The sequence below is a fragment of the Bacillus sp. 2175 genome, assembly GCF_057812155.1.
On sequence record NZ_CM173819.1, the window covers coordinates 1238001 to 1264073 of the forward strand.

General features: G+C 34.6%; 25 protein-coding genes and 1 riboswitch. Of the genes, 20 read left to right on the forward strand and 5 right to left on the reverse strand.

The window, feature by feature from the left end:
• Positions 1-95: 95 nt before the first annotated feature.
• Entirely contained in the window at positions 96-1910 is a 1815-nt protein-coding gene (locus ACXKY9_RS06750) for a sensor histidine kinase (protein ID WP_000797503.1), read from the reverse strand.
• A 308-nt stretch (positions 1911-2218) separates the two neighbouring features.
• The gene (deoD, locus tag ACXKY9_RS06755) at positions 2219-2926 is read right to left on the reverse strand and encodes a purine-nucleoside phosphorylase (protein ID WP_000110707.1); all 708 of its coding nucleotides are present in this window, start codon (positions 2924-2926) and stop codon (positions 2219-2221) included.
• A gap of 177 nt (positions 2927-3103) precedes the next feature.
• Between deoD and ACXKY9_RS06760 the strand changes: the two genes are divergently transcribed.
• The gene (locus ACXKY9_RS06760; RefSeq protein ID WP_000232610.1) at positions 3104-3892 is read left to right on the forward strand and encodes a DUF8832 domain-containing protein; all 789 of its coding nucleotides are present in this window, start codon (positions 3104-3106) and stop codon (positions 3890-3892) included.
• A gap of 4 nt (positions 3893-3896) precedes the next feature.
• On the opposite strand, the gene mprF is transcribed toward ACXKY9_RS06760, so the two are convergent.
• Positions 3897-6479, reverse strand: a complete 2583-nt coding sequence (gene mprF / locus ACXKY9_RS06765; RefSeq protein ID WP_000010889.1) for a bifunctional lysylphosphatidylglycerol flippase/synthetase MprF — start codon at positions 6477-6479, stop codon at positions 3897-3899.
• A gap of 182 nt (positions 6480-6661) precedes the next feature.
• Here mprF and ACXKY9_RS06770 point away from each other — a divergent pair, with 182 nt between their 5' ends.
• The 14 genes from ACXKY9_RS06770 (at position 6662) to ACXKY9_RS06835 (ending at position 19715) form a co-directional block, all read left to right on the forward strand.
• A complete protein-coding gene (locus ACXKY9_RS06770; protein WP_000584363.1) occupies positions 6662-7051 on the forward strand; it encodes a hypothetical protein in 390 nt (129 codons plus the stop codon).
• 21 nt (positions 7052-7072) lie between these two features.
• Positions 7073-7564 (forward strand): YpuI family protein, encoded by a 492-nt coding sequence (locus ACXKY9_RS06775; RefSeq protein WP_000067556.1) that lies wholly within the window; start codon positions 7073-7075, stop codon positions 7562-7564.
• A gap of 105 nt (positions 7565-7669) precedes the next feature.
• Positions 7670-8584, forward strand: a complete 915-nt coding sequence (locus ACXKY9_RS06780; RefSeq protein ID WP_001075739.1) for a superoxide dismutase — start codon at positions 7670-7672, stop codon at positions 8582-8584.
• 112 nt (positions 8585-8696) lie between these two features.
• A complete protein-coding gene (locus ACXKY9_RS06785; protein ID WP_001252636.1) occupies positions 8697-9821 on the forward strand; it encodes a D-alanyl-D-alanine carboxypeptidase family protein in 1125 nt (374 codons plus the stop codon).
• Positions 9814-10410 (forward strand): spore maturation protein SpmA, encoded by a 597-nt coding sequence (gene spmA, locus ACXKY9_RS06790; protein ID WP_000247812.1) that lies wholly within the window; start codon positions 9814-9816, stop codon positions 10408-10410. The genes ACXKY9_RS06785 and spmA overlap by 8 nt, the downstream gene beginning before the upstream one ends.
• Positions 10407-10937 (forward strand): spore maturation protein SpmB, encoded by a 531-nt coding sequence (gene spmB, locus ACXKY9_RS06795; RefSeq protein WP_000029514.1) that lies wholly within the window; start codon positions 10407-10409, stop codon positions 10935-10937. Before spmA ends, spmB begins: the two co-directional genes overlap by 4 nt.
• 289 nt (positions 10938-11226) lie before the next feature.
• Complete coding sequence (gene rluB / locus ACXKY9_RS06800) at positions 11227-11955, forward strand: 23S rRNA pseudouridine(2605) synthase RluB (protein ID WP_000440556.1); 729 nt, start codon at positions 11227-11229, stop codon at positions 11953-11955.
• 106 nt (positions 11956-12061) lie between these two features.
• Complete coding sequence (resA, locus tag ACXKY9_RS06805; protein WP_000742194.1) at positions 12062-12583, forward strand: thiol-disulfide oxidoreductase ResA; 522 nt, start codon at positions 12062-12064, stop codon at positions 12581-12583.
• Positions 12584-12704: 121 nt separating this feature from the next.
• Complete coding sequence (gene resB / locus ACXKY9_RS06810; RefSeq protein ID WP_000910548.1) at positions 12705-14330, forward strand: cytochrome c biogenesis protein ResB; 1626 nt, start codon at positions 12705-12707, stop codon at positions 14328-14330.
• Between the two features lie 14 nt (positions 14331-14344).
• Positions 14345-15502: a cytochrome c biogenesis protein ResC gene (resC, locus tag ACXKY9_RS06815; RefSeq protein ID WP_000250081.1), complete on the forward strand. Its 1158-nt coding sequence runs from the start codon at positions 14345-14347 to the stop codon at positions 15500-15502.
• A 303-nt stretch (positions 15503-15805) separates the two neighbouring features.
• Positions 15806-16522, forward strand: coding sequence for a DNA-binding response regulator ResD (resD, locus tag ACXKY9_RS06820; protein ID WP_000426861.1), 717 nt, complete (start codon positions 15806-15808; stop codon positions 16520-16522).
• Positions 16522-18297, forward strand: a complete 1776-nt coding sequence (resE, locus tag ACXKY9_RS06825; RefSeq protein WP_000964697.1) for a sensor histidine kinase ResE — start codon at positions 16522-16524, stop codon at positions 18295-18297. The genes resD and resE overlap by 1 nt, the downstream gene beginning before the upstream one ends.
• 137 nt (positions 18298-18434) lie before the next feature.
• Positions 18435-19016 carry a cob(I)yrinic acid a,c-diamide adenosyltransferase gene (locus ACXKY9_RS06830; RefSeq protein ID WP_000781276.1) on the forward strand — a complete coding sequence of 194 codons (582 nt, stop codon included), beginning with the start codon at positions 18435-18437 and terminating at the stop codon, positions 19014-19016.
• A gap of 84 nt (positions 19017-19100) precedes the next feature.
• Positions 19101-19715 carry a peptidoglycan DD-metalloendopeptidase family protein gene (locus tag ACXKY9_RS06835; RefSeq protein WP_000866125.1) on the forward strand — a complete coding sequence of 205 codons (615 nt, stop codon included), beginning with the start codon at positions 19101-19103 and terminating at the stop codon, positions 19713-19715.
• Positions 19716-19879: 164 nt separating this feature from the next.
• Here the strand turns inward: ACXKY9_RS06835 and ACXKY9_RS06840 are convergent, their stop codons facing one another.
• Positions 19880-20566 (reverse strand): hypothetical protein, encoded by a 687-nt coding sequence (locus ACXKY9_RS06840; protein ID WP_000710839.1) that lies wholly within the window; start codon positions 20564-20566, stop codon positions 19880-19882.
• 248 nt (positions 20567-20814) lie between these two features.
• A riboswitch (FMN riboswitch) is annotated at positions 20815-20954 on the forward strand.
• A gap of 162 nt (positions 20955-21116) precedes the next feature.
• On the opposite strand from ACXKY9_RS06840, the gene ACXKY9_RS06845 reads away from it, so the two are divergent.
• Positions 21117-21695 (forward strand): ECF transporter S component, encoded by a 579-nt coding sequence (locus ACXKY9_RS06845; RefSeq protein ID WP_000810856.1) that lies wholly within the window; start codon positions 21117-21119, stop codon positions 21693-21695.
• A gap of 125 nt (positions 21696-21820) precedes the next feature.
• On the opposite strand, the gene ACXKY9_RS06850 is transcribed toward ACXKY9_RS06845, so the two are convergent.
• Positions 21821-22069, reverse strand: coding sequence for a ferredoxin (locus ACXKY9_RS06850; RefSeq protein ID WP_001151993.1), 249 nt, complete (start codon positions 22067-22069; stop codon positions 21821-21823).
• Positions 22070-22367: 298 nt separating this feature from the next.
• Between ACXKY9_RS06850 and ACXKY9_RS06855 the strand changes: the two genes are divergently transcribed.
• The 4 genes from ACXKY9_RS06855 to ACXKY9_RS06870 are packed head-to-tail and all read left to right on the forward strand — an operon-like array spanning position 22368 to position 26013.
• Entirely contained in the window at positions 22368-23429 is a 1062-nt protein-coding gene (locus ACXKY9_RS06855; protein WP_001167013.1) for a YpbB family protein, read from the forward strand.
• A complete protein-coding gene (gene recQ, locus ACXKY9_RS06860) occupies positions 23419-24948 on the forward strand; it encodes an ATP-dependent DNA helicase RecQ (RefSeq protein WP_000762965.1) in 1530 nt (509 codons plus the stop codon). Before ACXKY9_RS06855 ends, recQ begins: the two co-directional genes overlap by 11 nt.
• The gene (locus tag ACXKY9_RS06865) at positions 24948-25511 is read left to right on the forward strand and encodes a CPBP family intramembrane glutamic endopeptidase (RefSeq protein WP_001025780.1); all 564 of its coding nucleotides are present in this window, start codon (positions 24948-24950) and stop codon (positions 25509-25511) included. The genes recQ and ACXKY9_RS06865 overlap by 1 nt, the downstream gene beginning before the upstream one ends.
• Before the next feature lie 22 nt (positions 25512-25533).
• The gene (locus ACXKY9_RS06870) at positions 25534-26013 is read left to right on the forward strand and encodes a LysM peptidoglycan-binding domain-containing protein (RefSeq protein WP_001231552.1); all 480 of its coding nucleotides are present in this window, start codon (positions 25534-25536) and stop codon (positions 26011-26013) included.
• Positions 26014-26073: the final 60 nt, after the last annotated feature.

Below are 26073 nucleotides of genomic sequence, written 5' to 3' on the forward strand. Positions count from 1 at the left end.
CCTCTTTTATATGTGTAAAGGAAAGGATTAACTTGTTTCTTACTATAAAGGGAGAGTGTGAATTTCATGTGAACTCCTAGTGAAATTAAGACAAATTATTTGACTTCTTTTACTTTTTGTAAATTGAAATAGAATACAACACTGTTAGTCGTATTATACACACCATACTCGGCATGATGGAGGTCTAAGATGTTTTTTACAATAGATAATCCGAGACCGGTACCTCCGGTGTGACGGCTACGTGATGCATCTAGACGATAGAAGCGATCCCAAATTTTTTCAAGACTTTCTTCAGGGATAGGGTTTCCTGTATTCTCGATTTCGACTTTTACGGTATCTTCTGCTTCTATAATGGAGACTTGTATTTTTTCTCCCTCTGGCGTATAACGGATTGCATTACTTAGTAAGTTCACAACTACTTGTTCAATGCGACTGCGATTTGCTTTAACAAGTATAGAAGGGTCTGCATCGATGTTCACTTGTAAATGTTTTTCTTCCATGCTAAATAATAATTTTGTGTAGACTTGTTGCGTTAATTCACCGATTGAGAACGTCGTCATATCTAGTTTGTAAGTACCAGATTCCAACTTTGCTAATTCTAACATTTCAACAATCAGCCTGTTCATATTTTCTGTTTCTTCTAAAATAACATCAGTATAATACGAAGTATCCTTACTAACACCATCTTTAATTCCTTCTGCAAAACTTCTAATTACACTTAGCGGTGTTTTTAATTCGTGTGATACGCCAGAAATGAATTCTTTTCTTGTTTTTTCTAATTGACGTTCACGTTCAATATCTTGTTGTAACTTTGTATTAGCAACATTTAATCGATCGATTCGATCTTTTAAATTTACAGATAATGTATTGATACTGCCAGAAAGCCCGCCAATTTCATCGTCAGCTGTAACAGGTAATTTCTCGCTGAAATCAAAATTAGCCATTTTTTTTGTAACACGATTTATTTTAATTAATGGCTTAACAATGATTTTTGAGTAGTAGAAGGATAACAAAATAATTACGAGAAACACGATGATTAAGGCATAGACATAATAATCTTTTAAAACGAGCATCGCTTCATTAACAGGCTGCAAAGATGCTATCGCAAAAGCGTATTCTGTAATCCTTCCATTTTCTATAATCGGTTTTACAAAGATACTATTTTTTATATTTTCTCCGCCATCTAATATGAAAGTACTTAATTGGTTCGAGTTAGAAGTTCCCTCTCTAATCATATCTGCAAAATATTGAACGGCTTGTAATGTTTCAATATCATTTGCAAGACGAACCTCAGCTTTGGATGGGAGCTGTAACTTAGTTATAACACCTGTAAAGACGATTCGAGTTGTAGATTTGTATCGGCTTGCAAGTCTGTTCTTAGAAGGGTTACCATTAATTGACTGAAAATCCGAATAGAAATGTTCGTTCTGCCATTGATTATAATTCGTCCCTAATTTTTGTGGTGTGATTATATTATTCTCTTGTACGACTCCATCAACATTGATTATTACATCTTTTTTTAAACCTAAATTTTCGAATTTATTATATTCTTCTGGTGTTAAAAGATTATTGAGTGGAATGGAATACTGTTTATTATTGTTGGGATTAAATACATCGATATAGTAATTGTTATCACTTTTAATAATACCGTTAGAGTCCAAAAACTGCATATCGGCATTTGTTTTATCATGAAATTCTTGTTTTAGTTTTCTAACCTGCTCATAATTTTTATCACTTTTATCATAATTATCTACGAATTTTTCAAAAGCAGTTTGGACTGTTTTTACTTTCTTATTAATATAAAATTTCTCTAAAAATAGAGATTGTCCTAGGAAAAAAAGTAGGAATATGATTGTAAATAAAGTGGATGTTAATAAAAATAGTTTAAAGACGATACTTCTGTTTTTCACTACGTCACCTCTTATGAGAAATACTGTAAATGATTTCTTTATCCCGCTTTAACGGGCAATAAGACTCCCACTTCAAAATTCGGCGAATACAAGGGAGTTAAGTGGGAAAACAATTGCCCGTAAAATCCGATTGGTTCAACTAATAATCAGTGGGGGATGGAAAAAACCTCCACTGATTAAAGTTTCACTTTATTATAACAAACGTTACAAGAAAGTAGAGGGGAGAAATCTGTCTCTTTATAAAGTAGTTATTTATAAAAAGTCACATAAAAAGAACTCGCCAGACGTATGACAAGTTCTTTAGTGTATTATTGTTGAATTGCTGCATCTAAAGCGATTTCAATCATTTCGTTAAATGTAGTTTGACGCTCTTCAGATGTTGTTTCTTCGCCAGTGAAGATGTGATCGCTAACTGTTAATACAGATAATGCATTTACACCGTATTTCGCTGCTAATGTGTAAAGAGCAGTTGTTTCCATTTCTACTGCTAATACACCGTAATCTCCAAGTTTTTTAACCATGTCCATGCTTTCACGATAAAACACATCTGCTGTTAAAACGTTACCGACACGAACGTGTAATCCTTTTTCAGTTCCAGCATCATAAGCTTTCTTTAAAAGGTCAAAGTTTGCAGCTGGTGCAAAATCAAATCCTGGGAATGTTAAACGGTTCATATTAGAATCAGTACAAGCCGTCATTGCGATAATAACATCACGAACTTTTACATCTTTTTGAATTGCACCGCAAGTTCCAACGCGAATTAAATTTTTAACTCCGTAGCTTTGGATTAATTCGTTTACATAAATAGAAATAGAAGGAACACCCATACCTGTACCTTGAACAGATACACGTTTTCCTTTATAAGTTCCAGTAAAACCTAACATACCACGCACATTATTATAGCAAGTAACGTCCTCTAGAAATGTTTCAGCGATATATTTTGCACGTAATGGATCACCAGGTAATAGAATAGATTCAGCGATTTCGCCTTGTTTTGCTTCGATATGTACACTCATAAAAAAGTCCTCCTTATAATGTATTGATAGAAATCAATATCATTTGCATTATACACTACGAATCCTTTCAATTAAAATCTTTTTATTATTTGTAATATGTGCAAAATAGGAGGATTTCATAAATCATAATCTAGAATATATATCTTAAGAAGTTTTGTATGAATAGAGACAATAAAAATGGTAGGTGATGTTTTGAAAAATCTTGTCATCGGGCTTATTGCGTTAGTACTTATTGTGGCAGGAGGATTTTACATAAAAAAATATCAAGAAAACGAAGAGACTGTAGGAGATGTTCAGGAAGTAAAGTGGGATGTTTCAAATGGAAAGGGAAATGAGAAAGTAGATATTGTATTTCAGTTGTTAAACAACAAGAATAATGAAATTCGTGGTGTAAATGATCAAATGCGGGCAGTGATTGTAGATGGACAGTTAAAAAACATACAACAAATTAAACCCACATTTGCAGGGAACGGGTCATATAAGTTATCTTCCAAAATAGCGAAAGACGAAGAATATACAATATTTTTATACGAAGATAAAAATAAGTCCGTAGAGTCATTCGCTAGGAAGAATTTTGGTAGAACGAAAGAGGAGAACAATAAGAAAAAAGTGAAATTTCCAATCGACAGTGTACTTACAAAAAAAATAGGAGAGTATGAAGTTTCTCTTTTATTTGGCGCATTACATCCGAATGAACCAGTTACGTTAACATTTCAGTTTCAAGCGAAAAAGGGTGAAAAATTGAAATTGCATTCAGAGAGAGGAGAAGTAGAGTCACTCTATATAGTGGATGAAACGAAGGAGAATTTTTTATACGCTATGCCTGTAGATACGGATGAACAATTACAATACCGAATTACATTTCCTGCCGAGGGCACGTATAAAATGTGGGGGAATTTCTATATAAATGGTAAGAAGTATGAAAAAGAATTTATTGTACAAGTTCAAAAAAGAAAAAACAGCTAAGAATTTAGCTGTTTTTTCTTTTTCCTATTAATTTTGTTACAGAGAGCATTGTAATTGGTAAAGAATGATTCTTCCTAAATGCTAAATATTTACCGCTCCATGCTGGTTTATATTTTTCTTTAAAATGTCGTAATCCGCTGAAACTATACGTATAACGAACGTTATTAAAGATTGCAGCAGCCACTCGTTCAGACCAGAAAGACTGTGTGGATAAACCAACATTTGAAAGTGGTGCCATACCGATATTAAAGGAGTGGTATTCATTTTCTTTTGCCCACTGGAATAAGTGGATGAAAATTGCGTCCATAATGCCGCTAGGCGCATCTGGATAATATCGCATTAAATCGACAGATAATGATCCGTTTTGATATACAGGCATGAATGTTGTGAATGCAATGATTTTTCCATCCGAATCAGATAATGTTGCGATAGGAGCGCGACTAATATATTCACGATCGAAGTATCCGAGTGAAAAACCTTTCTCTTTTTTTCCACCAAGCCATGCATCTGAAACTTTTCTTAACTCTTCATATAATTCGTCGGAGAAAGGTGGCTCATGAATAGAGAATGTATAGCCTTCTCTTTCAAAACGGTTGAAAGTAGCTCGCATGCCAGCGCGTTTCTTTCCTGTTATTGTAAAGGTATTTAAATCAACAACAGCTTCTTCACCAAGCTTAAAGAAGTTATAACCAAAATCGTGGTATAAACTCATCCATTTACTTTCAATTTGATAGAATACACAAATGTATCCAAATCGATCAGCCTCAGCTAAAAACTCTTGCAATACAGTACGATAGGAGGAAGGGTCCCCAATTGGATCACCTAGTACAATAAGTCGTTTTCCAGTTATTGAGAAGAGAATGAGTGCTTTTCCATCACTACTGAAAAAGAACTGTTTATCTCCTAAAAAACCTAAATGACTAAGTACATTTCCACCATGTTCATCTAAGAAGTTTTGTAATCGTTTATCATTAGCTGGTTGCCCGGGAAATTCATTTCGATAACGATTTGCAATGAGTGAACCAATTAGTAAAAAAGTAGGAACAAAAAAGGCAGCTGCTAATGCACTTCGTTTCACTTGTGTAATATTACGAACGACAAAATCAGGTTTGAAAGCTTCTTTTGCACCTGCAAATAAAATACCTAAGTTTTTATATAAATATAACGTTACAAGTAGGAATATAAAAACTTTTACGATATCGGAAAGTGAGACTTCCATTTTCTCACGTACAAACCTTTTACGAAGCATATACAATACAGCGAGTACGATTAATAAAATAAAAGTTTCTTCAACATCAATTCCTTTTAGTGTGTTAAAAATAGCCGCTCCGATTAAAGAAACAATCGTCATATAATAAGAACGTTTTGTTCCGTAATATATCCCCCGCGAAAGAATGAGGAGGAGAATACCGAATGTTAGCGATAAGCTAAAAGAAAATTGAATAAGATGTTTTGGAGCTAGAATATGTAAGGCGTGTGCCCGATTTATACTTGTCGGTAGAATGGTTGATAAAATAACCATTAAGCCAGCAAATACTGTTAAAGCAGCAGATGCCCAAGAACCTAACTTTCCTAGAAAGTCACGCTGCAAAGTCCATATAACACCAGTTGTCTCTAATGCAGGCGCAATAAAAGGTTTATCTTCAAACTTTTTAATGGCTACTCCTGTCATTTCAAAAGCTGCAAAAATGAGACCAAGGCAGAAGGGCAAGATGTAATAGACGAGACGATATAATAACATAGCAGGGAGTAAAACACCTGTATCGATGCCGTATTGCCCAAGCCCAGTTAAGAAGACAAGATCAAATGATCCAAGGCCACCAGGAACAAGACTAACGACACCAGCTAAAGCAGCAATAACATATACGCCTAAAAACTTTTGGAATTCGATTTCAATGCCAAATAATAGTAATATGACGTACATAACAATACCAGCAGATACCCATTCGACTAATGAAACTAATGAGTATAAAACAGTTGGGTTTTTCTCCTCTTCTTCTTCTTGTTCCTCTGTTTGCGTCGCTTTTCTATTTTTTAATTTAGAAAATCCGATATATATAGGGACGAAAAGAGCGAAGAAGATAAGAACAGGCCATAGCCATGGTTTTTCATGCAAAATAAATCTCGTGTCTAATATTCCGATGAGACCAAGAAATGAAAGAATGGCTAATCCATTAATAAAGGCAGTTGTCATCCAAGCGATACTTTTAATAAGTTTTCCATTTTCTTTTATATATGGACGATAAAGCATTGTGCGTACGCCGGCTCCAACAAGACCACCAAACCCGATAAATCCATTTAAAGTATTAGCAATCCACGAGATACGGAAAATCTTTTGGACAGGGATATCAGCTTTTAAGTAACGAAGCATAACATAGTCATAAAAGAACATTGTTGATACAGCGAATGCACCAAGTGTAATTGCTAAAAAGACTCCTCCAGTTGGAATGTTTTTAATTGTATCAATCGCTTCTAAAAAAGAAATGCCCGCTAATTCTTTTTTTGCTTGAAAGAATACAATTGTTAATACAACAAATGGGAAGACAATTTTCCCGATTTGTAAGAAACGTTTCCATGAAAACGACATAAATACAACTCTCCTTGTATAAGAAAACTGAGACAATAATATTATTATGACAAACTTCAAGAAAAATAAAAAGGTAAATTCCTGTATAGGCGAGCTATTTTTTATATAGGTATATTTAAAAGAATATTTTGTTTATCAGAAAATTAAGTTAGAATAAGATGAAAGAAGGAGGAGGGGAGTATATGATTATAAAAGGTTATGTAGGATATGAGTTAGAAAAAGCGAAACCTAATACATCAGAAGATTTTTTTAACAGATCTGAAGTGACATATATATTAAATGGTAAAGAGAAAACTTTTTCGGTTTTATACGTTCGATATTTTGAAGAAGTTTTACAAGAAATTACTCCTTTTGAAGGAAATCCAGTGTATAAAGTAGAAGAACAAAACATATATTTGCGTGATATTGTAGCGATATGTTGTTTAGTGAAAGATAAGGAGCTTCGTGCGCAAAAACGTTTGTATTTAAATAATATGGAAGAATTTCAACAATATTTTGATGAGGGAACGGTGTCGAAAGTACAAGAAATATTGGCTGAATTACATAAAAATAAAAGAGTAGAAATAGCGTGAAATGGCAAAGGAGAGAGAAAAATGTCTAATTTGATGGTTGAAAATCAAACAGAACAAGTTTCTATATTTTTAGAAGATGCTATTAATTTGATAACCAATTATGTAAATTATCATACGTTACCTTCTTTATTAGAGGAAACACCAGCAGGGAATGAGCAATATTATAAAGGGGTATTAGCATCAATGAGACGACTTCTCGTTTTTTGCGAAGAAGGACAGGATGCATGTTTTGTTTTGTTGAATAGCCAGCCATTTCGAAAAACAGCAGCTGAAAAAATTTTATATAAGATTTACCATCAAGTAATTGCAGAGTTTTTTTCACCGAAGAGTGATCATTGGTATGAAAATAGTCGGTCTGCATATACAGGGAAAAATTCTATCGTTTTTCAACAAACACCACCTGCATCTTTGGAGCAAGTGATGAAGAGTTTAGAAGGTAAATTTCAATTGATGCGTGAAGAACTAGAATATTATGAGACGGATTATCAGACAAAGATGTTACACAAATATTGATTGAGGAAAAGAAGCTAAGGTGACTTAGCTTCTTTTCCTTTTGTACAGTTATATAAGGGATTTTCATTGAATATAGTTAAGTGGATAGCATTAGGGAGGTGCAACATGAATCAGCAAGGTGTATTTACAGATTACTTTCATGAAGTAGAAAATTGGTGTGAAAGTGTTCTTCACGTATTAGATAGCCGCGCAATGGAAGTGTATGATGTCCATATGCTTGCTTATAAAATTCAGACGTTATTAGAGCGTATGAAAGAGCATGAGTATGAAACAGATGCAGAGTTTATGTATGAAATAAGCGATGATGTAGAACACATTCAGCATCACTTGCAGGAAGTATTTATGCAAGAAGAAGAGGAATATGAATTATATGAAAGAGGGGATAGTGAACGAGCTGTCCCAATTGGAGGACATACACTCCCGCCATTACCTTATCCGTATAATGCATTAGAACCGTATATTTCTAAAGAAATTATGATGTTACATCATGATAAACATCATCGGAGTTACGTGGAAGGGTTAAATAAAGCAGAGAAGATGATGGAAGAAGCGAGAAAAACAAATAAATTTGATTTAATTAAGCATTGGGAAAGGGAAGCGGCTTTTCATGGGTCAGGTCATTACTTACACACGATATTTTGGAATAACATGAAAAAAGACGGTGGTGGAAGTCCAAGAGGAGCTTTTTCACAACAAATTGAACAAGATTTTGGGAGCTTTTTACGTTTCCAAAAACATTTTACAGAAGCGGCCTCTAAAGTAGAAGGTTCAGGCTGGGCAATTCTCGTTTGGGTACCCCGGTCTGGAAGGTTAGAAATTTTGCAAAGTACACTTCATCAATTATTTACACAATGGGATACGATACCGCTCCTTGTACTAGATGTCTGGGAACATGCGTATTATTTACAATACCAAAATCGAAAAGATGAATATATTAAAAACTGGTGGAATGTTGTAAATTGGCCTGATGTAGAAAAAAGGTTTGAAACTGCGAAACAAATTGAATGGACACCATATTAGACGCAAATTCTCTGCGTCTTTTTTAATGGAAGTAGAAGGAAGATTTCGTTCATATTTTAAAAGGCCAAGCATACACTTGTACAAAAAGTGCCAAAAGGACGTGGGGGGAAATATGAGACGAATTTGTGTAATCATTACGCTTCTTATGATGTATGCAAGCGTTATGCCGATTCCTACATATGCAAAGATGAACAGCAATGTCAGTGCTCGAAATGCTGTATTAATGGAGCAACAGTCTGGTCGTGTATTATACGGAAAAGCAGAACATGAGCCTCAAAAAATTGCTAGTATAACAAAAATTATGACCGCTTTATTAGCTGCTGAATCAGGGAAGATGAAAGAAATGGTATCAGTTAGTAATGAAGCGGTGAGGGTGGAAGGATCGGCAATCTATTTAAAGCCTGGACAAAAAGTGAAGTTAGAAGATTTAGTATACGGACTCATGCTTAGATCTGGTAATGACGCAGCGCAAGTAATTGCTGAAAGTGTGGGTGGGAGTATAGATGGATTCGTATATTTAATGAATCAAAAAGCGAAAGAAATTGGAATGAAAGATACGCACTTCTCAAACCCTCATGGCTTAGATGGAGATGGATCACATTATTCGTCTGCTTACGATATGGCATTATTAACGAAATATGCAATGGGAAACGAGACATTTAAGAAAATCTTTGGAACCAAAACATATAAATCAGATTCTTGGGATTACCCGTGGAAAAATAAACATAAGCTGGTAACGTCTTATTATGAATTTGCAACAGGAGGAAAAACAGGCTTTACGAAGAAAGCTGGGCGAACGCTTGTGACAACGGCATCAAAAGATGGACTAGATTTAATTGTCGTAACTTTGAGTGCCTCTAGTGATTGGGATGATCATATGAATTTGTTTGATAAAGGTTTTGAACGTTTCAAACAAACGAAAGTTTTAGGACAAGGAGCAATTGCTGAAATAAATGAAAAGAAGTATGCCAACCATGTTTATACGAAAAATAGTTTTTCGGTACCGTTAACTGAAGAAGAAAAAAAGAACGTAGTATTAAAAGTTGAACTCCATAAAAGTATAAAACTTACGGATGGAGTAAAGGTTGGGAAGACAGACATTTATGTTGGTAATGAAAAAGTTGGAGAACGGAATTTATTTTATAGTAAACGGAAGTTAGTAGCTACAACGGGACTTTACTGGAATAATGTGAAAGAAATTTTTTCTTACATGATAGGTGTTGGGAACGATGGTTAATCTCGTATGGGTAGCGATGGCTGTCATTGGGATTGTATACGCCATGATAAATGGCACGATGGAAGAAGTGAATAAAGCTGTATTTGACGGAGCAAAAGATGCGGTAACGATTTGTATAGGACTTATTAGTGTTTTAGTATTTTGGCTCGGTTTAATGAAAATTGCAGAGGAAGCCGGATTGTTAAAAAAATTAGTTACACTTTTTATGCCGATAGTAAAAAGGTTGTTTCCAGAAATACCAAAGGATCATCCGTCCATGGGATTTATTCTATCAAATATGATGGCAAACTTTTTTGGTCTAGGTAATGCAGCAACCCCTCTTGGTATTAAAGCGATGGAACAACTGAAAGAGTTAAATGGAGGACAGGATTCGGCGAGCCGTTCTATGGTGACGTTTCTAGCATTAAATACATCAGCCATTACATTAATTCCTACGACAGTCATTTCCATTCGAATGACGTATGAATCAGCGAATCCTACTGAAATTGTTGGGGTAACATTTATTGCACAAGTACTTTCTATGATTGGAGCAATTTGGATTGACCGCTATTTTTACCGAAGAAGGAGTAGAAAGGGGCGGAAAAAATGAGTATTGTAAATACAATTTCCTTATGGGTAATTCCTTGTGTAATTGGTTTTATCCTTTTATATGGCACAATAAAGAAAGTACCGACGTATGAATCGTTCGTTGAGGGAGGAAAAGAAGGGATTCAAATTGCAATTTCCATCTTACCGTTTATGGTTGGAATGCTTGTGTCTATTTCTATATTCCGGTCTTCAGGTGCGTTAGATGCAATGATATCGGTAATGAAGCCAATGTTAGATTTGATCCATGTTCCAGCAGAAATTGTTCCACTAGCACTTATACGCCCTATTTCAGGCTCTGCTGGTTTAAGTATTACGACCGATTTAATTGCCACATATGGGCCAGATTCGTTTATTGGGAGATTGGCTTCTACGATGCAGGGGAGCACAGATACGACTTTCTATATTTTAACTGTATATTTTGGAGCGGTCGGGATTAGAAAAATGGGTGATGCACTAAAAGTAGGACTTTTTGCAGATTTAATCGGGATTATATGCTCAATTGTGTTCGTTTCTTTATTGTTTCAGTAATACTATTCATTTTTTACGCTATTTCGCTTATAATACGTATACGACCACTATTAAGGTGTAGCTTAATAGTGGTTTTTTTATGTGGTATTTTTGACAAAATGATGAACTTTTATTGTGAGAAATATGAAAAATATGGACAATAATAAAGGGTAAAAACATGATTTGACCTTTATATGTTTATTATCATCGCTATGTTGTTTAAGTAAGATGAAGCGAATAGCCGTAAAGCGTATGCGGTTGCCAAGTCTTTCTAATGTAAGGTAAGATAAATTCGAGGTGAAAAAAAGAAATGGAACGATTACAAAAAGTGATTGCGCAAGCAGGTATTGCATCGAGAAGAAAGGCTGAGGAATTAATTCAGCAAGGAAAAGTGAAAGTTAATGGGAAAATAGTGAAAGAGTTAGGGACAAAAGTAACTCCTCAAGATAAAGTAGAAGTAAATAACATCCCTCTTGAAAAAGAAGAACCTGTTTATTTTTTACTATATAAACCAACTGGCGTAATTTCAAGTGTATCAGACGATAAAGGAAGAAGTGTTGTAACGGACTTTTTCCCGGAAATTACACAACGTTTATTCCCAATCGGACGCTTAGATTATGATACGTCTGGCGTATTATTAATGACAAACGATGGGGACTTCGCAAACGTATTAATGCATCCTAGATATAAAGTTGAAAAAACATATGTTGCAAAAATAAAAGGGCCATTAACAGGTGAGAAAATTCGCATGTTAGAACGCGGTGTTACGTTAGAAGACGGTAAAACAGCACCAGCACGTGTGAAAATTATTTCTTGGGACAAGCGTAAAGAGATGGCTATTGTACAATTAACAATTCATGAAGGACGTAATCGTCAAGTACGTCGTATGTTTGAAGCGTTAGACTGTAAAGTAGTGAAATTAAAACGTGAACGTTATGCTTTCTTAGAAGTAGGAAGCCTGCGACCTGGTGATGCGAGAGAATTGACACCACATGAGGTGAAACAATTACGCGCGCTTGCTTCTACAAAGCCAAGATAAGCTATAGAGTTAAAAATTCACCAGTGGAGTGCTCTGCTGGTGATTTATTCAATACAACATTTACAGAAGATAATACATAACATTTATCGAGGAGAGGAGAAGTAATATGAAGAAAAATCGCTTATTATTTCGCGTTATTATTCTACTCATTTTATGTGGTGCTGTAGGATTTACCCTTTATCAAGGATTCTTTGCTAATAAAGAGAAAATGCAAATCGGAAAAGAAGCACCTAACTTTGTTGTGACGGATTTAGAAGGGAAGAAAATTGAACTAAAAGATTTAAAGGGAAAAGGTGTATTTTTAAACTTTTGGGGCACGTGGTGTAAACCTTGTGAAAAAGAAATGCCTTATATGAATGAATTATATCCAAAGTATAAAGAAAAAGGTGTTGAAATCATAGCGTTAGATGCAGATGAAACGGATATTGCAGTAAAGAACTTTGTGAACCAGTATGGTTTGAAATTCCCAGTTGCCATTGATAAAGGACAAAAGATTATAGGAACATATGGAGTAGGTCCATTACCGACAAGCTTTTTGATTGATAAAGATGGAAAAGTAGTGGAGCAAATTATAGGTGAACAAACGAAAGAACAGTTAGAAGGGTATTTAAAGAAAATTACTCCGTAATAAAGAAAGCCTTTACATAAGGGGTGCGTGTCTATAGTGCCTCTGGTTTAAAAATTCTGAGTATTGCGGTAACTTGAGGTTAGAATATACAATAGTACATATAGATACAGGGGCGGTGAGAGTGTTGAAAGAAATTAAATGTGAATGTGGACATGTTAATCCGATAGGAACCGTTTTTTGTGAAGCTTGCGGGAAACCATTTGAAAGCAATGAAAATACAAAACTATTGGATATGCGCTATGAGGGGAGTGCACGGAGATCTCTCACGCAGACAAAAACGATAATCGATAAAATTTGGAGCTTTTTCTCTTCTGTAAAAGTGGGTGTATGGCTAATCGTAATAACTTTAGCTGCATCAGCGATAGGAACTATTTTTCCGCAAGAAATGTACATAACTCCAGGGATTGCACCAGCTGAATATTATAAACAAGAATACGGATTTTTAGGACAATTATACTATCAATTAGGGTTTAATAATTTATACGGTTCATGGTGGTATATGATTTTGATTGCTTCTATCGGTATTTCACTTGTGATATGTAGTTTAGACCGTGTTATTCCACTTTATAAAGCTTTAAAAAAGCAAGGCGTAAAAAGACATCCTAGCTTTTTAAAGAGACAGAGATTATATGGGACTGGTACACCGCAAGAAGGTGACCTGGAAAGAGTGCAAAAGAATTTAAAGAAAAGAAACTATAACGTGAAAGTGGAAGACGGAAACGTTTTAGCAGAAAAGGGACGCTTCTCGCGTTGGGGTCCATATGTAAATCATATCGGTCTTATTATCTTTTTATTCGGTGCGATGCTTCGTTTTTTACCGAGTATGTACGTAGACGAAGCACTTTGGTTACGTGACGGTGAAACGAAAGAGATACCAGGGACGGATGGACAATACTACTTAAAAAACGAGAAATTTATAAAAGAAGTTTATGATAAAAGTAAGGACAAGGAAGTTTTTGATGAAGCGATTAATCGTGTAGGCGATAAAATGATTGCGAAAAACTTCCAAACGAATGCCGTATTATATAAAGCAGTAGGAGAAAATATAGCAGGACAAAAACCGAAATTAGAAAAAGTAAAAGAAGCGGAAATTCGAGTGAATGAACCACTGAAATTTGATCAATTTGCAGTGTATCAAGTGGATTATAAAGAAAGTGAATTTAAAAGTATGTCCTTTAACTTACAAAATAAAGAAAATAATCAAAAGTGGGGACCGATTAAAGTAGATTTAACGAATCCTAAGGAAAAATATGATTTAGGAACTGGTTATTCTCTAGAACTATTAAGCTATTTTCCTGATTTTTATTTTGATGAGAATGGAAAACCAAATACGAAAACGAAATTACCAAACAATCCTGCATTTGTATTTAAAATGTTTACACCTGAAACACCAGATGGCGAAGTGAGTTTTGTTGGTATTCAGCAAAATATAGAACCAGATGGAAACAACAAATATAAAATGTCGTTTGCAGGTGTTGAAATGCAAAATGCAACAGCACTTACTGTAAGAAAAGATTTAACGCTTTGGATTCTCGGCATTGGAGGATTTATATTTATGGTTGGTGTCATTCAAGGTATGTATTGGAATCATCGCCGTATTTGGATACAACGTGTTAATGATGAATGGTGGATTGCAGGGCATACAAATAAAAATTGGTTCGGTTTAAAGAAAGATATTGAAAGAGTAATAGAAGGTACAACAATTCCACAGCCAAATGATAAAGTAATTGATAAAAAAATTAGTTAAGGTGGGGAAACGATATGGTGCAAATAAGTAGTAACTTTCTCTTTACCGCATTTATTTTATATTTAATTGCGACTCTATTTTTTGGAGGAGCCATTAAAGAAAAGGGTCATAAATGGGCAAATGTAGGAATAACGATTACAATTTTAGGGTTTATAGCACAAACAGTATATTTTGTTACAAGGTGGATTGCATCAGGGCATGCGCCAGTTAGTAACTTTTTTGAATTCGGTACATTTTTCGGCATGATGCTTGTAGGAGCATTTATTGTCATGTATTTTATGTACCGTGTAAGCATAATCGGACTATTTGCATTACCAGTTGCGCTTTTATTAATTGCCTATGCAAGTATGTTTCCGAGGGAAATATCTCCGCTTATTCCATCTTTAAAAAGTAATTGGTTACATATTCACGTGACGACGGCAGCAGCAGGACAAGCCATTTTAGCGATTAGTTTTATTACAGGCGTTATGTATTTATTGAAAAATGTAGATCAATCGACGAGAAGTAAACGTACATTTTGGCTAGAGACGGTAGTATTTACACTTGTTTGTACAGTTGGATTTATTGGAGTAACAACGGTATTTTCTAGTATGAAATATGAAGCGAAGTTTCAATGGATTGATAAAAATGAACAACAACTGGAAATGAAGTACAATCTTCCGGCTTTAGTTGGACCGCATGAAGGGAAGTTACTGACAGAAAATAAATTAGAACCGGCAGTTGAAGTTCCAGCAATTGTAAATGCAAAAAAATTAAATACTGTTATTTGGTCAGTGTTAGTTGGAACATTACTGTATATTGTATTAAGACTCGTTTTACGGAAGCGAGTATCGGCGGCACTTCAGCCGTTAGTAAAGAATACGAATAGTGATTTACTAGATGAAATCGGATATCGATCTATTGCAATTGGATTCCCAGTTTTCACATTAGGTGCATTAATTTTTGCGATGATTTGGGCTCAAATAGCGTGGACGCGCTTTTGGGGCTGGGATCCGAAAGAGGTTTGGGCACTTATAACGTGGCTCTTTTATGCTGCAGTACTACATTTACGATTATCTAAAGGGTGGCATGGAGAGAAATCAGCTTGGCTTGCAGTAATTGGTTTTGCAATCATTATGTTTAACTTTATTGTAGTAAACTTAATTATTGCCGGTTTACATTCATATGCATAGAGAAATAAAATAGGAGAGTGCATGTCACTTTCCTATTTTATTTTTGTCAACTTTTCTTCTTTTTTGAGAAAAACATGACAAAGTAGCGGTTGATTTTGTAAAATGATGTCGAGGACATTATATACAGTTCAAAAAAAATACATAGTTTTGGAAAAAAATTGAACAAAATTTATTATTCTTGTGAAGCATAATATGGGAAGTGAAACATTTAGAAGATTGCTTAAATAAACGAGAATAGCGCAACATAATAGTTAAAGAAGGGTAGGTGTGAACCGCTGAGGTGAGAGTACGCAGCGGGTAGAGATGGAAAATGAATCAAGAATTTTAATTGTAGATGATGAGGATCGTATTCGTCGTTTATTGAAAATGTACTTAGAAAGAGAACAATATACGATTGAAGAAGCAGATAATGGTGATACAGCTTTAGAAATGGCGTTGCAAAATGATTACGATTTAATCTTATTAGATCTTATGATGCCTGGTAAAGATGGCATTGAAGTATGTAAAGGGGTTCGTGAGAAGAAAGCGACACCAATTATTATGCTGACAGCAAAAGGTGAAGAAGTAAATAGAGTACAAGGATTTGAAGTTGGAACAGATGATTATATTGTAAAGCCGTTTAGTCCACGTGAGGTCGTGCTACGTGTGAAAGCGGTATTACGTCGTGCTGTACCAACAACATTCTTTACACAAGATACAACGACAAAAGATGTTACTGTATTCCCTCACTTAACAATTGATAACGATGCACACCGTGTTACTGCAGATGGCAATGAAGTAAACTTAACGCCGAAAGAATATGAGTTACTATTATTTTTAGCGAAAGCTCCTGATAAAGTATTCGATCGTGAGCAGCTGTTAAAAGAAGTATGGCAATATGAATTCTTCGGAGATTTACGTACAGTTGATACACATGTAAAGCGTTTACGTGAGAAGTTAAGCAAAAAATCACCAGATGCAGCGAAAATGATTGTTACTGTTTGGGGTGTAGGTTACAAATTTGAGGTTGTGAACGACTGATGCTTTGGAGAAGTGTAGTAGGGAAGTTATGGATGACCATATTACTTCTCGTTTCGTTTGTTCTTGGATTTGTTGCGATTTTACTTTCACAATTTTTTAGAACGTATTATGTTGATATGAGTGAAAATAGACTTCAAAAAGTCGCAACAAGTGTTACGGAATTAATTGAAGAAGGTGCCGATGTAAAAACGATTGAGAACATCGCGTACAAATTCTCTGATCCACTTTCAAGGATTATTATTGTAGAAGATGGCAAGGAAATCTCTTCTTCACCGAAACAAGAAGGGTTAGTCACCCTTACAATGGATAATTTAAAAGAAGATAAAGAATTAGCCGCTGTTTTTACGGACAAAAAAGAAATTAAGAACAACATTAGAAAAGCTTCTGATAGTAGAAAGAATAAAAGCACTGAAAATGATATTGTGATCGTTGGGAAACCAGTGCAATCAAAAAATCAAAGCGCAGTGTTCGTATATGAATCTTTACAAGTGCCAATAAAAGATATGGAGAGAACGACTGATTTCATTTTCTTAGCCGCTGGGATTGCGATTATATTAACAACTTTCTTTGCGTTCTTCTTATCTACTCGGATTACAGCACCGCTTCGTAAAATGCGTGAGGTTGCTTTTGAAGTGTCACGTGGGAAATTTGATGCGAAGGCTCCTATGGTATCTCAGGACGAAATTGGTGAGCTGGCAACGGCCTTAAATCAAATGGGTAAACAGTTGAAGTTTAATATGAATGCTTTGCAGCAAGAAAAAGAACAGTTAGCTAGTATTTTGAGTAGTATGGCAGATGGAGTTATTACGTTAAATCAAGAAGGTGAAGTCGTAGTTATTAATCCACCGGCTGAACATTTCTTACAAGTTTGGCAAGAAGAAAAAGAGATAGAGTTAAGTAAAAAATTACCTTCTGAACTTGTGGAACTATTCCATCTCGTTGTAGAAAGCGAGCAACAACAAGTTGTTGAAATTAATTTACAAAAAGGGAACTATGTAGTTCTTATGACACCACTTTACAATCAAACGAAAATTCGTGGGGCTGTAGCGGTACTGCGAGATATGACGGAAGAACGTCGTCTTGAGAAAATGCGTCAAGACTTTATTGCGAATGTATCACATGAACTTCGTACACCGATGGTCATGCTGCAAGGGTATAGTGAAGCGATTTTAGATGATATTGTGCAAACGAAAGAGGAAATAGATGAGTTTGTTCAAATCATTTATGATGAATCCGTTCGTTTAGGTAAACTTGTAAATGAATTGTTAGATTTAGCTCGTATGGAAAGCGGTCACGTAGAGTTACATATTGGTGAAGTGGACATACATCCGTTTGTGGAAAAAATTGGTCGTAAATTCCAAGGGATTGCAAAGGATAAAGAAGTTGAACTAACAGTTGATTTCCGGAATCAGATTGAAGAATATGCGTTTGATGCAGATCGGATGGAACAAGTGTTGACGAACTTGATTGATAACGCAATTCGTCATACGAATGCGGGTGGACATGTAACGCTTGTAATTGATACGAAAAATAATGGCCTCATTTTTGAAGTACAAGATTCGGGTGTAGGCATTCCAGAAGAGGATATTCCATTTTTATTTGATCGTTTCTATAAAGCTGATAAAGCAAGAACACGTGGGAAAAAGGGTGGCACAGGACTCGGGCTTGCAATTGCGAAAAATATTGTTCAAGGCCATGACGGTAAAATTTCTGTATCAAGTGTTGTTGGAGAAGGAACTACATTCTCTGTATATTTACCGAATCGTATAATTTAGATATGCTTTTTTAAAGTTGATAATGAATAAAGTTCTGCTGTTTTTTATTTTTTTGTAAACTCAATTAAATAAAGAATGGTAGAACTTTTTTCTATCTTGGTCGAATCAAGAATAACAAGAGAGGGTGCTGTGAAGAAATGAAATTATATACAAAAACAGGAGATAAAGGAACGACAAGTGTAATAGGTGGCAGGGTTGATAAAGATGATATCCGTGTGGAAGCGTATGGAACAATAGACGAGGCAAATTCTCATATTGGATATGCAATGACTAAGGTTCAAGGCGGGGCTTTTAGAGATATTTACAATGAGCTCGAAAATATTCAACATGAACTATTTGATTGCGGAGGAGACTTGGCAATAGTGGAACAAAAAATTCCTTATAAAGTGACAATTGAGATGGTTGAAAGTTTAGAAAGAAAGATTGATTTATATATAGAAGAAGCCCCGCCATTAGAACGCTTTATTTTGCCAGGTGGTAGCGAGGCGGCGGCTATTATTCATATTGCACGTACTGTTGTAAGGAGAGCAGAACGCTCTATAGTATCATTGCAAAAAGAAGTGAAAATAAATGAAGTTGTCTTAAAGTATGTAAATAGATTATCTGATTATTTGTTTGCGATAGCTCGAGTAATAAATGCCCGATTACAAGTGAAAGATGTGGAGTATAACCGTAGTGCATTAGTTTTTCGTGATAAGAAAGAGAAGGAAGTGGAGTAATTCACTTTCTTTTTTTGTATACTTTTTTCTGTAATATACCAAAATAGAGAAGGTATGGTGGTAATTAGAAAACGGAGGATGTATATGAAAGTTTTAAAATGCGGCGTCATGTTATTGAGTATGCTGTTTGTATCTCAATTACATGTTTATGCAGAAGAAAATCGATGGACATGGCCTGTTGAAGGTCAGATAAGTGATTATTTTGGGACAAGGCATGGAAAACACTATGGTATTGATGTAGCTGCGCCGATTGGAACGCCTGTGGCAGCTATTCAAGATGGTAGGGTAACGAAGTCTTATTATTCAAGTAGTTATGGAAATGTTGTATTTATTAAACACGGAGAATATGAGGCTGTATATGCACATTTAAATAAGAGATATGTGGGGCAAGGAGATTATATTTCCAAAGGAGAAAAAATTGGAGAAGTAGGGAACACGGGAGAATCGCGAGGTGCACACTTACATCTAGAACTTCATCAAGGAAGATGGACGATGGCGAAAAAGAATGCGATGAACCCATTGCTTGTTTTAAATGAACAAAGAAATGAAGTTGTTTCTTCATCATTATATGTCGTACAAAAAGGGGATACTTTAGTTAGTATTGCACGGAAATTTAGTATGACACTTAAGGAAATTAAAGAAAAAAATGGATTGCAGCAAGAGCTAATTTATCCTAATCAACAATTATATGTTAAGTGAAGGAAACATTTCAAAAATTAAACTTTGAACAAATTTATGTTCTTCTTAAATAAGGTTCAATGTAAATGAAATTATATGGGCGCTTTTGCTAGAACTATTGAGTGAATTAGAGCATCTATATCTAAAAGAAAACCGTCCCAAAATTTATTTTGGGACGGCTTCTTTTACCAAAAAATAAAGACACATATAAATCCAGAAATAGCTAAATAGCTATATAAGTAAAAAACTTTTGTTCTTGTTTTCTCTTTTGTTCGAAACAGTACGATAGTTGGTTCAATTAAACCGATTGTCAAACAAAGTAGGCCAAGAAGCATACAACCAATCGAAATAGAATACAGGGCGATTTGTGGTGCTTGAAATGGAATCATCCATTTTAATAAAAATGCAATAAGTGCAGTGTAACAAATACTACCGATGTATTTATTCAGTGGTGTATTAGAACGAAAACCAGGAAGTTTTTTTAAGAAAGAGCGGGAAACAACTTCTGTTTGTAAAGATGTATGCTCTTCAATAATTTTTTGAGCTTCTTTTCCTTTTTGAAAAAGAGATAAGATCCAATTTCGCTCACCCTGAAAAATAAATTGAGAAGTTGTCAAATAGTGATCAATCTTCACTTTATTCCAACTCTTCCACGGATGACGCTCACACATTTTTAATTTACTTTCTGTTTTTTTATCATACTGATAAATACTAATGCCATCTTCATCGAAAGTAGCATAGTATGTCTCGTTTGAGAATGTGCCTAAATCAATTGGGCAGTAGAAAAGTAATTCTTTTTTTAAGTAAAAGTATTCTTTTCTTAAGTTTTTTTTCATTGCTTCTCGAATAGAATGTCTCTTGTCTTTTTTCATGACATTTCCTCCATAACTCAGAAAATGTTCTTATCTTAACAATTCAATATCTTATCACTTTTAATTATATATGACTAGGTAATTCAAAAGAGAAATGCCGAATAATAAAAAATATGGATTGTATTGTAAAATATCTCGCAATTTATTTGTCGTTACGAAAAATAAATAACTAATTTTAAATAAGTTACAATTTTTTAGTTCACAATGTTATGAGGTTGTTGTATAATGAAGGGGAAAATAGAATATCGGTCTATCTTCGGGGCAGGGTGAAAATCCCGACCGGCGGTGATGAACTATTTATGATTTTGTTCTAAGCCCGCGAGCCGTTAAGGCAGGATTTGGTGTGATTCCAAAGCCGACAGTATAGTCTGGATGGGAGAAGATGGAGGTTCAAGCGTTCAAAAAAGATATGGATTTGAACGTCTGTTTGATGTGCCTTAAATTCTCCCTTTGTGTAAAACACAAAGGGTTTTTTCGTTCTATGAAAAAATAGGCATAGCAGAACCTTTCCACTTTCCATGAGATGATCGATGGAAAAGGAGAGAGAAAGATGAAACAAAAAAACAGTGTAGTGCAGATGGTGAGTGTAGCGATGCTAAGTAGTATTGCATATTTACTAATGATGTTAGATTTCCCGTTCCCAGGGCTTCCGCCATTTTTGAAAATTGATTTTAGTGATGTACCAGCTCTAATTGCAGCAATTATCTTTGGACCAGTAGCAGGAGTGATTGTAGAGGCGATAAAGAACATTTTACATTACGGGATTCAAGGAAGTTTAACGGGAGTACCAGTTGGAGAAATTGCAAACTTTATTGCAGGATGTTTATTTATTGGACCAGCAGCTTTCTTATTTAGAAAGTATCGTACTGTGAAGAGTTTAACTACAGGATTAATGCTAGGGACAATTACAATGGCACTTATTATGAGTGTATTAAACTACATCATCATATTCCCGGCTTACACTTGGTTTTTAAATTCACCGGCTATGTCTAGCGAAGCTATAAGAACAACGGTTGTAACGGCAATCTTACCATTTAATTTAATTAAAGGGATTGTTGTAACAATTGTATTTGTAGCATTATTCTCACGCCTGAAAGTATGGGTGTTTGCAAAAATGAAAAATGCATAATATATATATATATAAACCATTAGTAGTGTGAAACTACTAATGGTTTTTTATTAAGGAAAATAAAATTTAGATACAAAAAATGCCCCTCATCAATATGAGGGGCATTTTTTGAAGTTAATAAAAGACTATTCGAATTTTAAAGCGTCTCCGTCAAATGATTCGTCAGCAACTTTAATTGAGTCAGTTGGACAGCCTTCGAATGCATCCATCATATCTTCAATTAATACATCTGGAATTTCAACGATACCTTGGTTATCATCTAATGTTACAAATGCAATACCTTCATCATCATAGTCATAAATGTCTGGTGCAGCAGCGCCACAAGCACCACATGCAATACAAGTATCTTTATCAACGATTGTATATTTTGCCATCTTTTTTCCCTCCTGATAATATGTATGTGAAAAGCTCGCCATAAAAATTATAACCTTATTGTAAAACGGTTTGTAAAACTTTTCAACATAAAATTATAATGATAATGCTTATCAATTAGAGTGTCAACTTATTTTTGAATTATGTCATAAGATTTTCAAAATACGTAAATATGATTTCGTTTGATACAATAGAATATATACAAGTATATAGTTCTTATATGATAAGTTTAATGAGCGAAAGTAGATAGTGTAATTGTACTGAAAAGAATGAAGTTAAGATTGGAAGGTGGAAGCGGTCATGCAAATACAATATACTTTGTTGCATTGTTTAAAACAATTGAATGGTGAAAGAACCGTTTCTTCTATTTATTATTTACTAAAGGGCAAACGTTCTTCGCAAACTTTACAAGATGGAAATATGTTCCGAATTTCTTTTTTGTTCGGAATATATAAATCATTGAATAGAAATGACTATGATGGTGAAGTTGCAAAGTTGTTGCAAGCGAATTTTATTCAAGAAATACATGAAAATACATATGTGTTAACACCTACGGGTAAAATGCAGTTACATAAATGGGGGGAAGTTTATGCTTTTCCGGCGCATTTGCATGGTTTACATTATGGTGAATTAGGTGAAACATTTTGGAAAAGATTATCATTAATTATTCAAACCATATCAAATTTACAACAGAATAATACGAAGTTTATCCCAATTCAGCAAGATACAGAAATAATGATGTGGGTGAAACGTTTTCTAACAGGAATACCATATAAGAGAAGTGAGTTGGCGAGAAAACTATGGACGGAAGTACATAATCTTTTAGAAAAGAGCAATACGATAGAAGCGACGATTGTAACATATCGACTAACGGGTTATGAACGTATTGGTTGTACATTGCAACAATTAGCAGAAATTACGAAACAAGATATATTCAGGGTGTATTTTTTATTTTGGGGTACAATGCATTTCTTTATACAAGAAGTTCGTGATAAAGAAAATGAATTTCCACTATTAGCTGAAATTATATCTTATCCAAATGAGAGAGCTGAATTATTTAGTTTATCCACGAAAAAAACATATAATTTTTGGAGACAAGGACGTTCTTTAGAAGAAATAGCGACGATTCGGAATTTAAAGGTTGCAACGATAGAAGATCATTTTGTTGAAATTGCTTTGCGAGAAAAAGATTTTTCTATTGAAATGTTTATGGAAAAAGAAAAGATAGACAAAGTAATAAAAGTAATTGAAGCATTGCAAACGCGGAAGTTACGTGTTTTGAAACAAGCGGTTGGAGAAGATATCTCTTATTTTGAAGTTCGTCTTGTATTAGCGCGGATGGAGGGTGTAAATGAAACTTGAAGAATATTTATATAAGTGGTTTGGATATTCTGAATTTCGTCCAGGTCAAAAAGGAGTTATTACAGATTTATTAGAAGGAAAAGATGTGATAGCAATGCTTCCGACTGGAAGAGGGAAATCTATGTGCTATCAGTTTCCGGGGCTTATGCGAGAAGGAACAGTGCTTGTTGTATCACCGTTATTATCTTTAATGGAAGATCAAGTGACACAATTAAAGTATGTTGTGAAAAACCGAGTAATAGCATTTAATAGTTTTCGGACATTAAATGAAAAAAGAGAAGCGATGAAAAAATTATCTTCATATAAATTTATTTTTGTTTCACCAGAGATGTTACAGTCGGAGTTATTAATTAAGGAATTGAAGAAAATTCATATTTCATTATTTGTTGTTGATGAGGCTCATTGTATTTCTCAATGGGGTTATGATTTTAGACCGGACTATAAAAAACTAAATGTAGTTATTGAAAATATTGGTTCTCCTACAGTATTAGCATTGACAGCCACAGCGACAAAAGGGGTACTGCAGGATATCGCAAATAGTTTAAATTTAAAGGGTGCCGCAGAACATGTATACTCTATTGACCGTCCTAATATTGCAATGGATGTGCAATTTGTAGAGACGATAGAAGAAAAGAAAGAGGCGCTTTTAGAGCAGGTGATGTATTTACAAGGGCCGGGGATTGTATATTGCTCAAGTAGAGCGTGGACAGAAAGGTTAACGGAATACTTGAGAGGAAAAGGTGTTACTGGTGTAGCTTTTTATCATGGTGGTATGGAACATGAAGAGCGTATGTTAATTCAACAGCAGTTTATGAACGATCAACTGCAACTTGTAATATGCACAAGTGCATTTGGTATGGGGGTAAATAAGGCGAATACGCGATATATTATTCATTTTCATTATCCAACTAATATAGCTTCTTACTTACAAGAAATCGGAAGAGCTGGAAGAGATGGCGAACCGAGTATAGCTATTTTATTATGTAGTCCGTTGGATCATGATTTACCAATTTCAATCATTGAGGATGAATTGCCAAGTAAGTCACAAATACAATTTTTATTTTCTTTACTACAAGAAAGAATGTTTCAAACGAAAGAATTACCAATAGAAGATGTAGAAGAAATTTGTTATAATGCAGCAAGATTTAATGAGCAATATTGGCGTTTCGTTCGTTATCATCTCGAACAGGTTGGAATTATACAACAACGAAGATTATTATTAGAAGGTTTGTCAGATGAAATTATGAACCGATTAATAGCTGAAGTAGAAATAAGGTTGCGTAATAAATATAGTGAGCTAGAAAATATGAAGTCATGGATACAAGTTAAAGGATGTAGACGTGAATATGTGCTGCAACAGTTCGGTTATAGGAAAGAGCAAGAGTTAATTAATTGCTGCGATTATTGCGGTATTACAAAAGAAGATTATAAAAAAAGACGAGCGCAACAATCGGATTTCGACTATAATTGGGAAACAGAGTTACAAAAGCTTTTCGGCCTAGAAAAGATGGAGGAATGATGAACATTCAAAGGCATAATGTTGAAGATATGAGTCCGCAGGAAATAAGGCTGAATCTATATATAACACAGTTAATTATTATCGGTATTGGCTGTTTACTGGCATATATATTATTTCAAGATGTAAAAGAAGTCTTTAATTTATGGAAATGGGAACCAGTATCTATACTTATTATAGGTGGTTTGTTAGCGATTGGTATTGTGTTATTAGATTATGTTGCAATGCGAGTGTTTCCGGAGTCTTGGTTTGATGATGGTGGTATTAACGATAAGATGTTTCGAGGAATGTCCGTTCTGCATTTACTCGTTATTACGTTCTTAATTGGTTTTGCAGAAGAATTTTTATTTAGAGGTGTAGTACAGACTCATTTTGGAATTGTAATTGCGAGCTTCGTATTTGCAGTGTTACATATTCGTTATATAACAAAGCCATTTTTGTTTTGTTTCGTCTGTTTCATTAGTTTTGTCTTTGGTTATGTATTTGAATGGACAGGAAATTTGTTTATAACAATCTTTGCACACTTTCTTGTTGATTTTATAATGGGACTCCAATTAAGAAAATAAATGGAAGGTGGTGGTGAACAACATGAGGAAACGAATTCCTGATTTTGAAGAGGAATTAGAAGTTGAGCGAGTGGAAGAAAAAGAAAGTTTACCGCCGCGTAGTGAAATTCATAGAAATAAAGAAAAAAAACAAAAGTTTAAAATAAATCACATTTTCGTCCGGGTTTTAACATTTCTATTCATTCTGCTGCCAATTAGTATTTTGTGGTACACGGATAAATATATTCAGGTGAAGGGTGATAGTAATAATGCCGGAAAAAGTGCGTTTGAAGTAATCTTCTTTGATTCAGCTAAATCTGAGTCGCAGAAACATTCTGAAAAAGTAATAACGCATACTGTGAAAGAGGGAGAAACTTTAGAAAGTATAGCGAAGCAATATTTTTCAGATGGAAATGGAATTGAAGTAATTAAAAAGTATAATAACTTGCAAGAAGATGAAGTGAGTGCAGGTCAAGAATTAAAAATTCCGATAAAAGATAAGTCCGCAAAGCAAGAAAGCTAGTGAGTTAAGCGATCACAGTTTGTTATAAAAGCCTAGGATTATCTTTATGAGGAGGGGAGT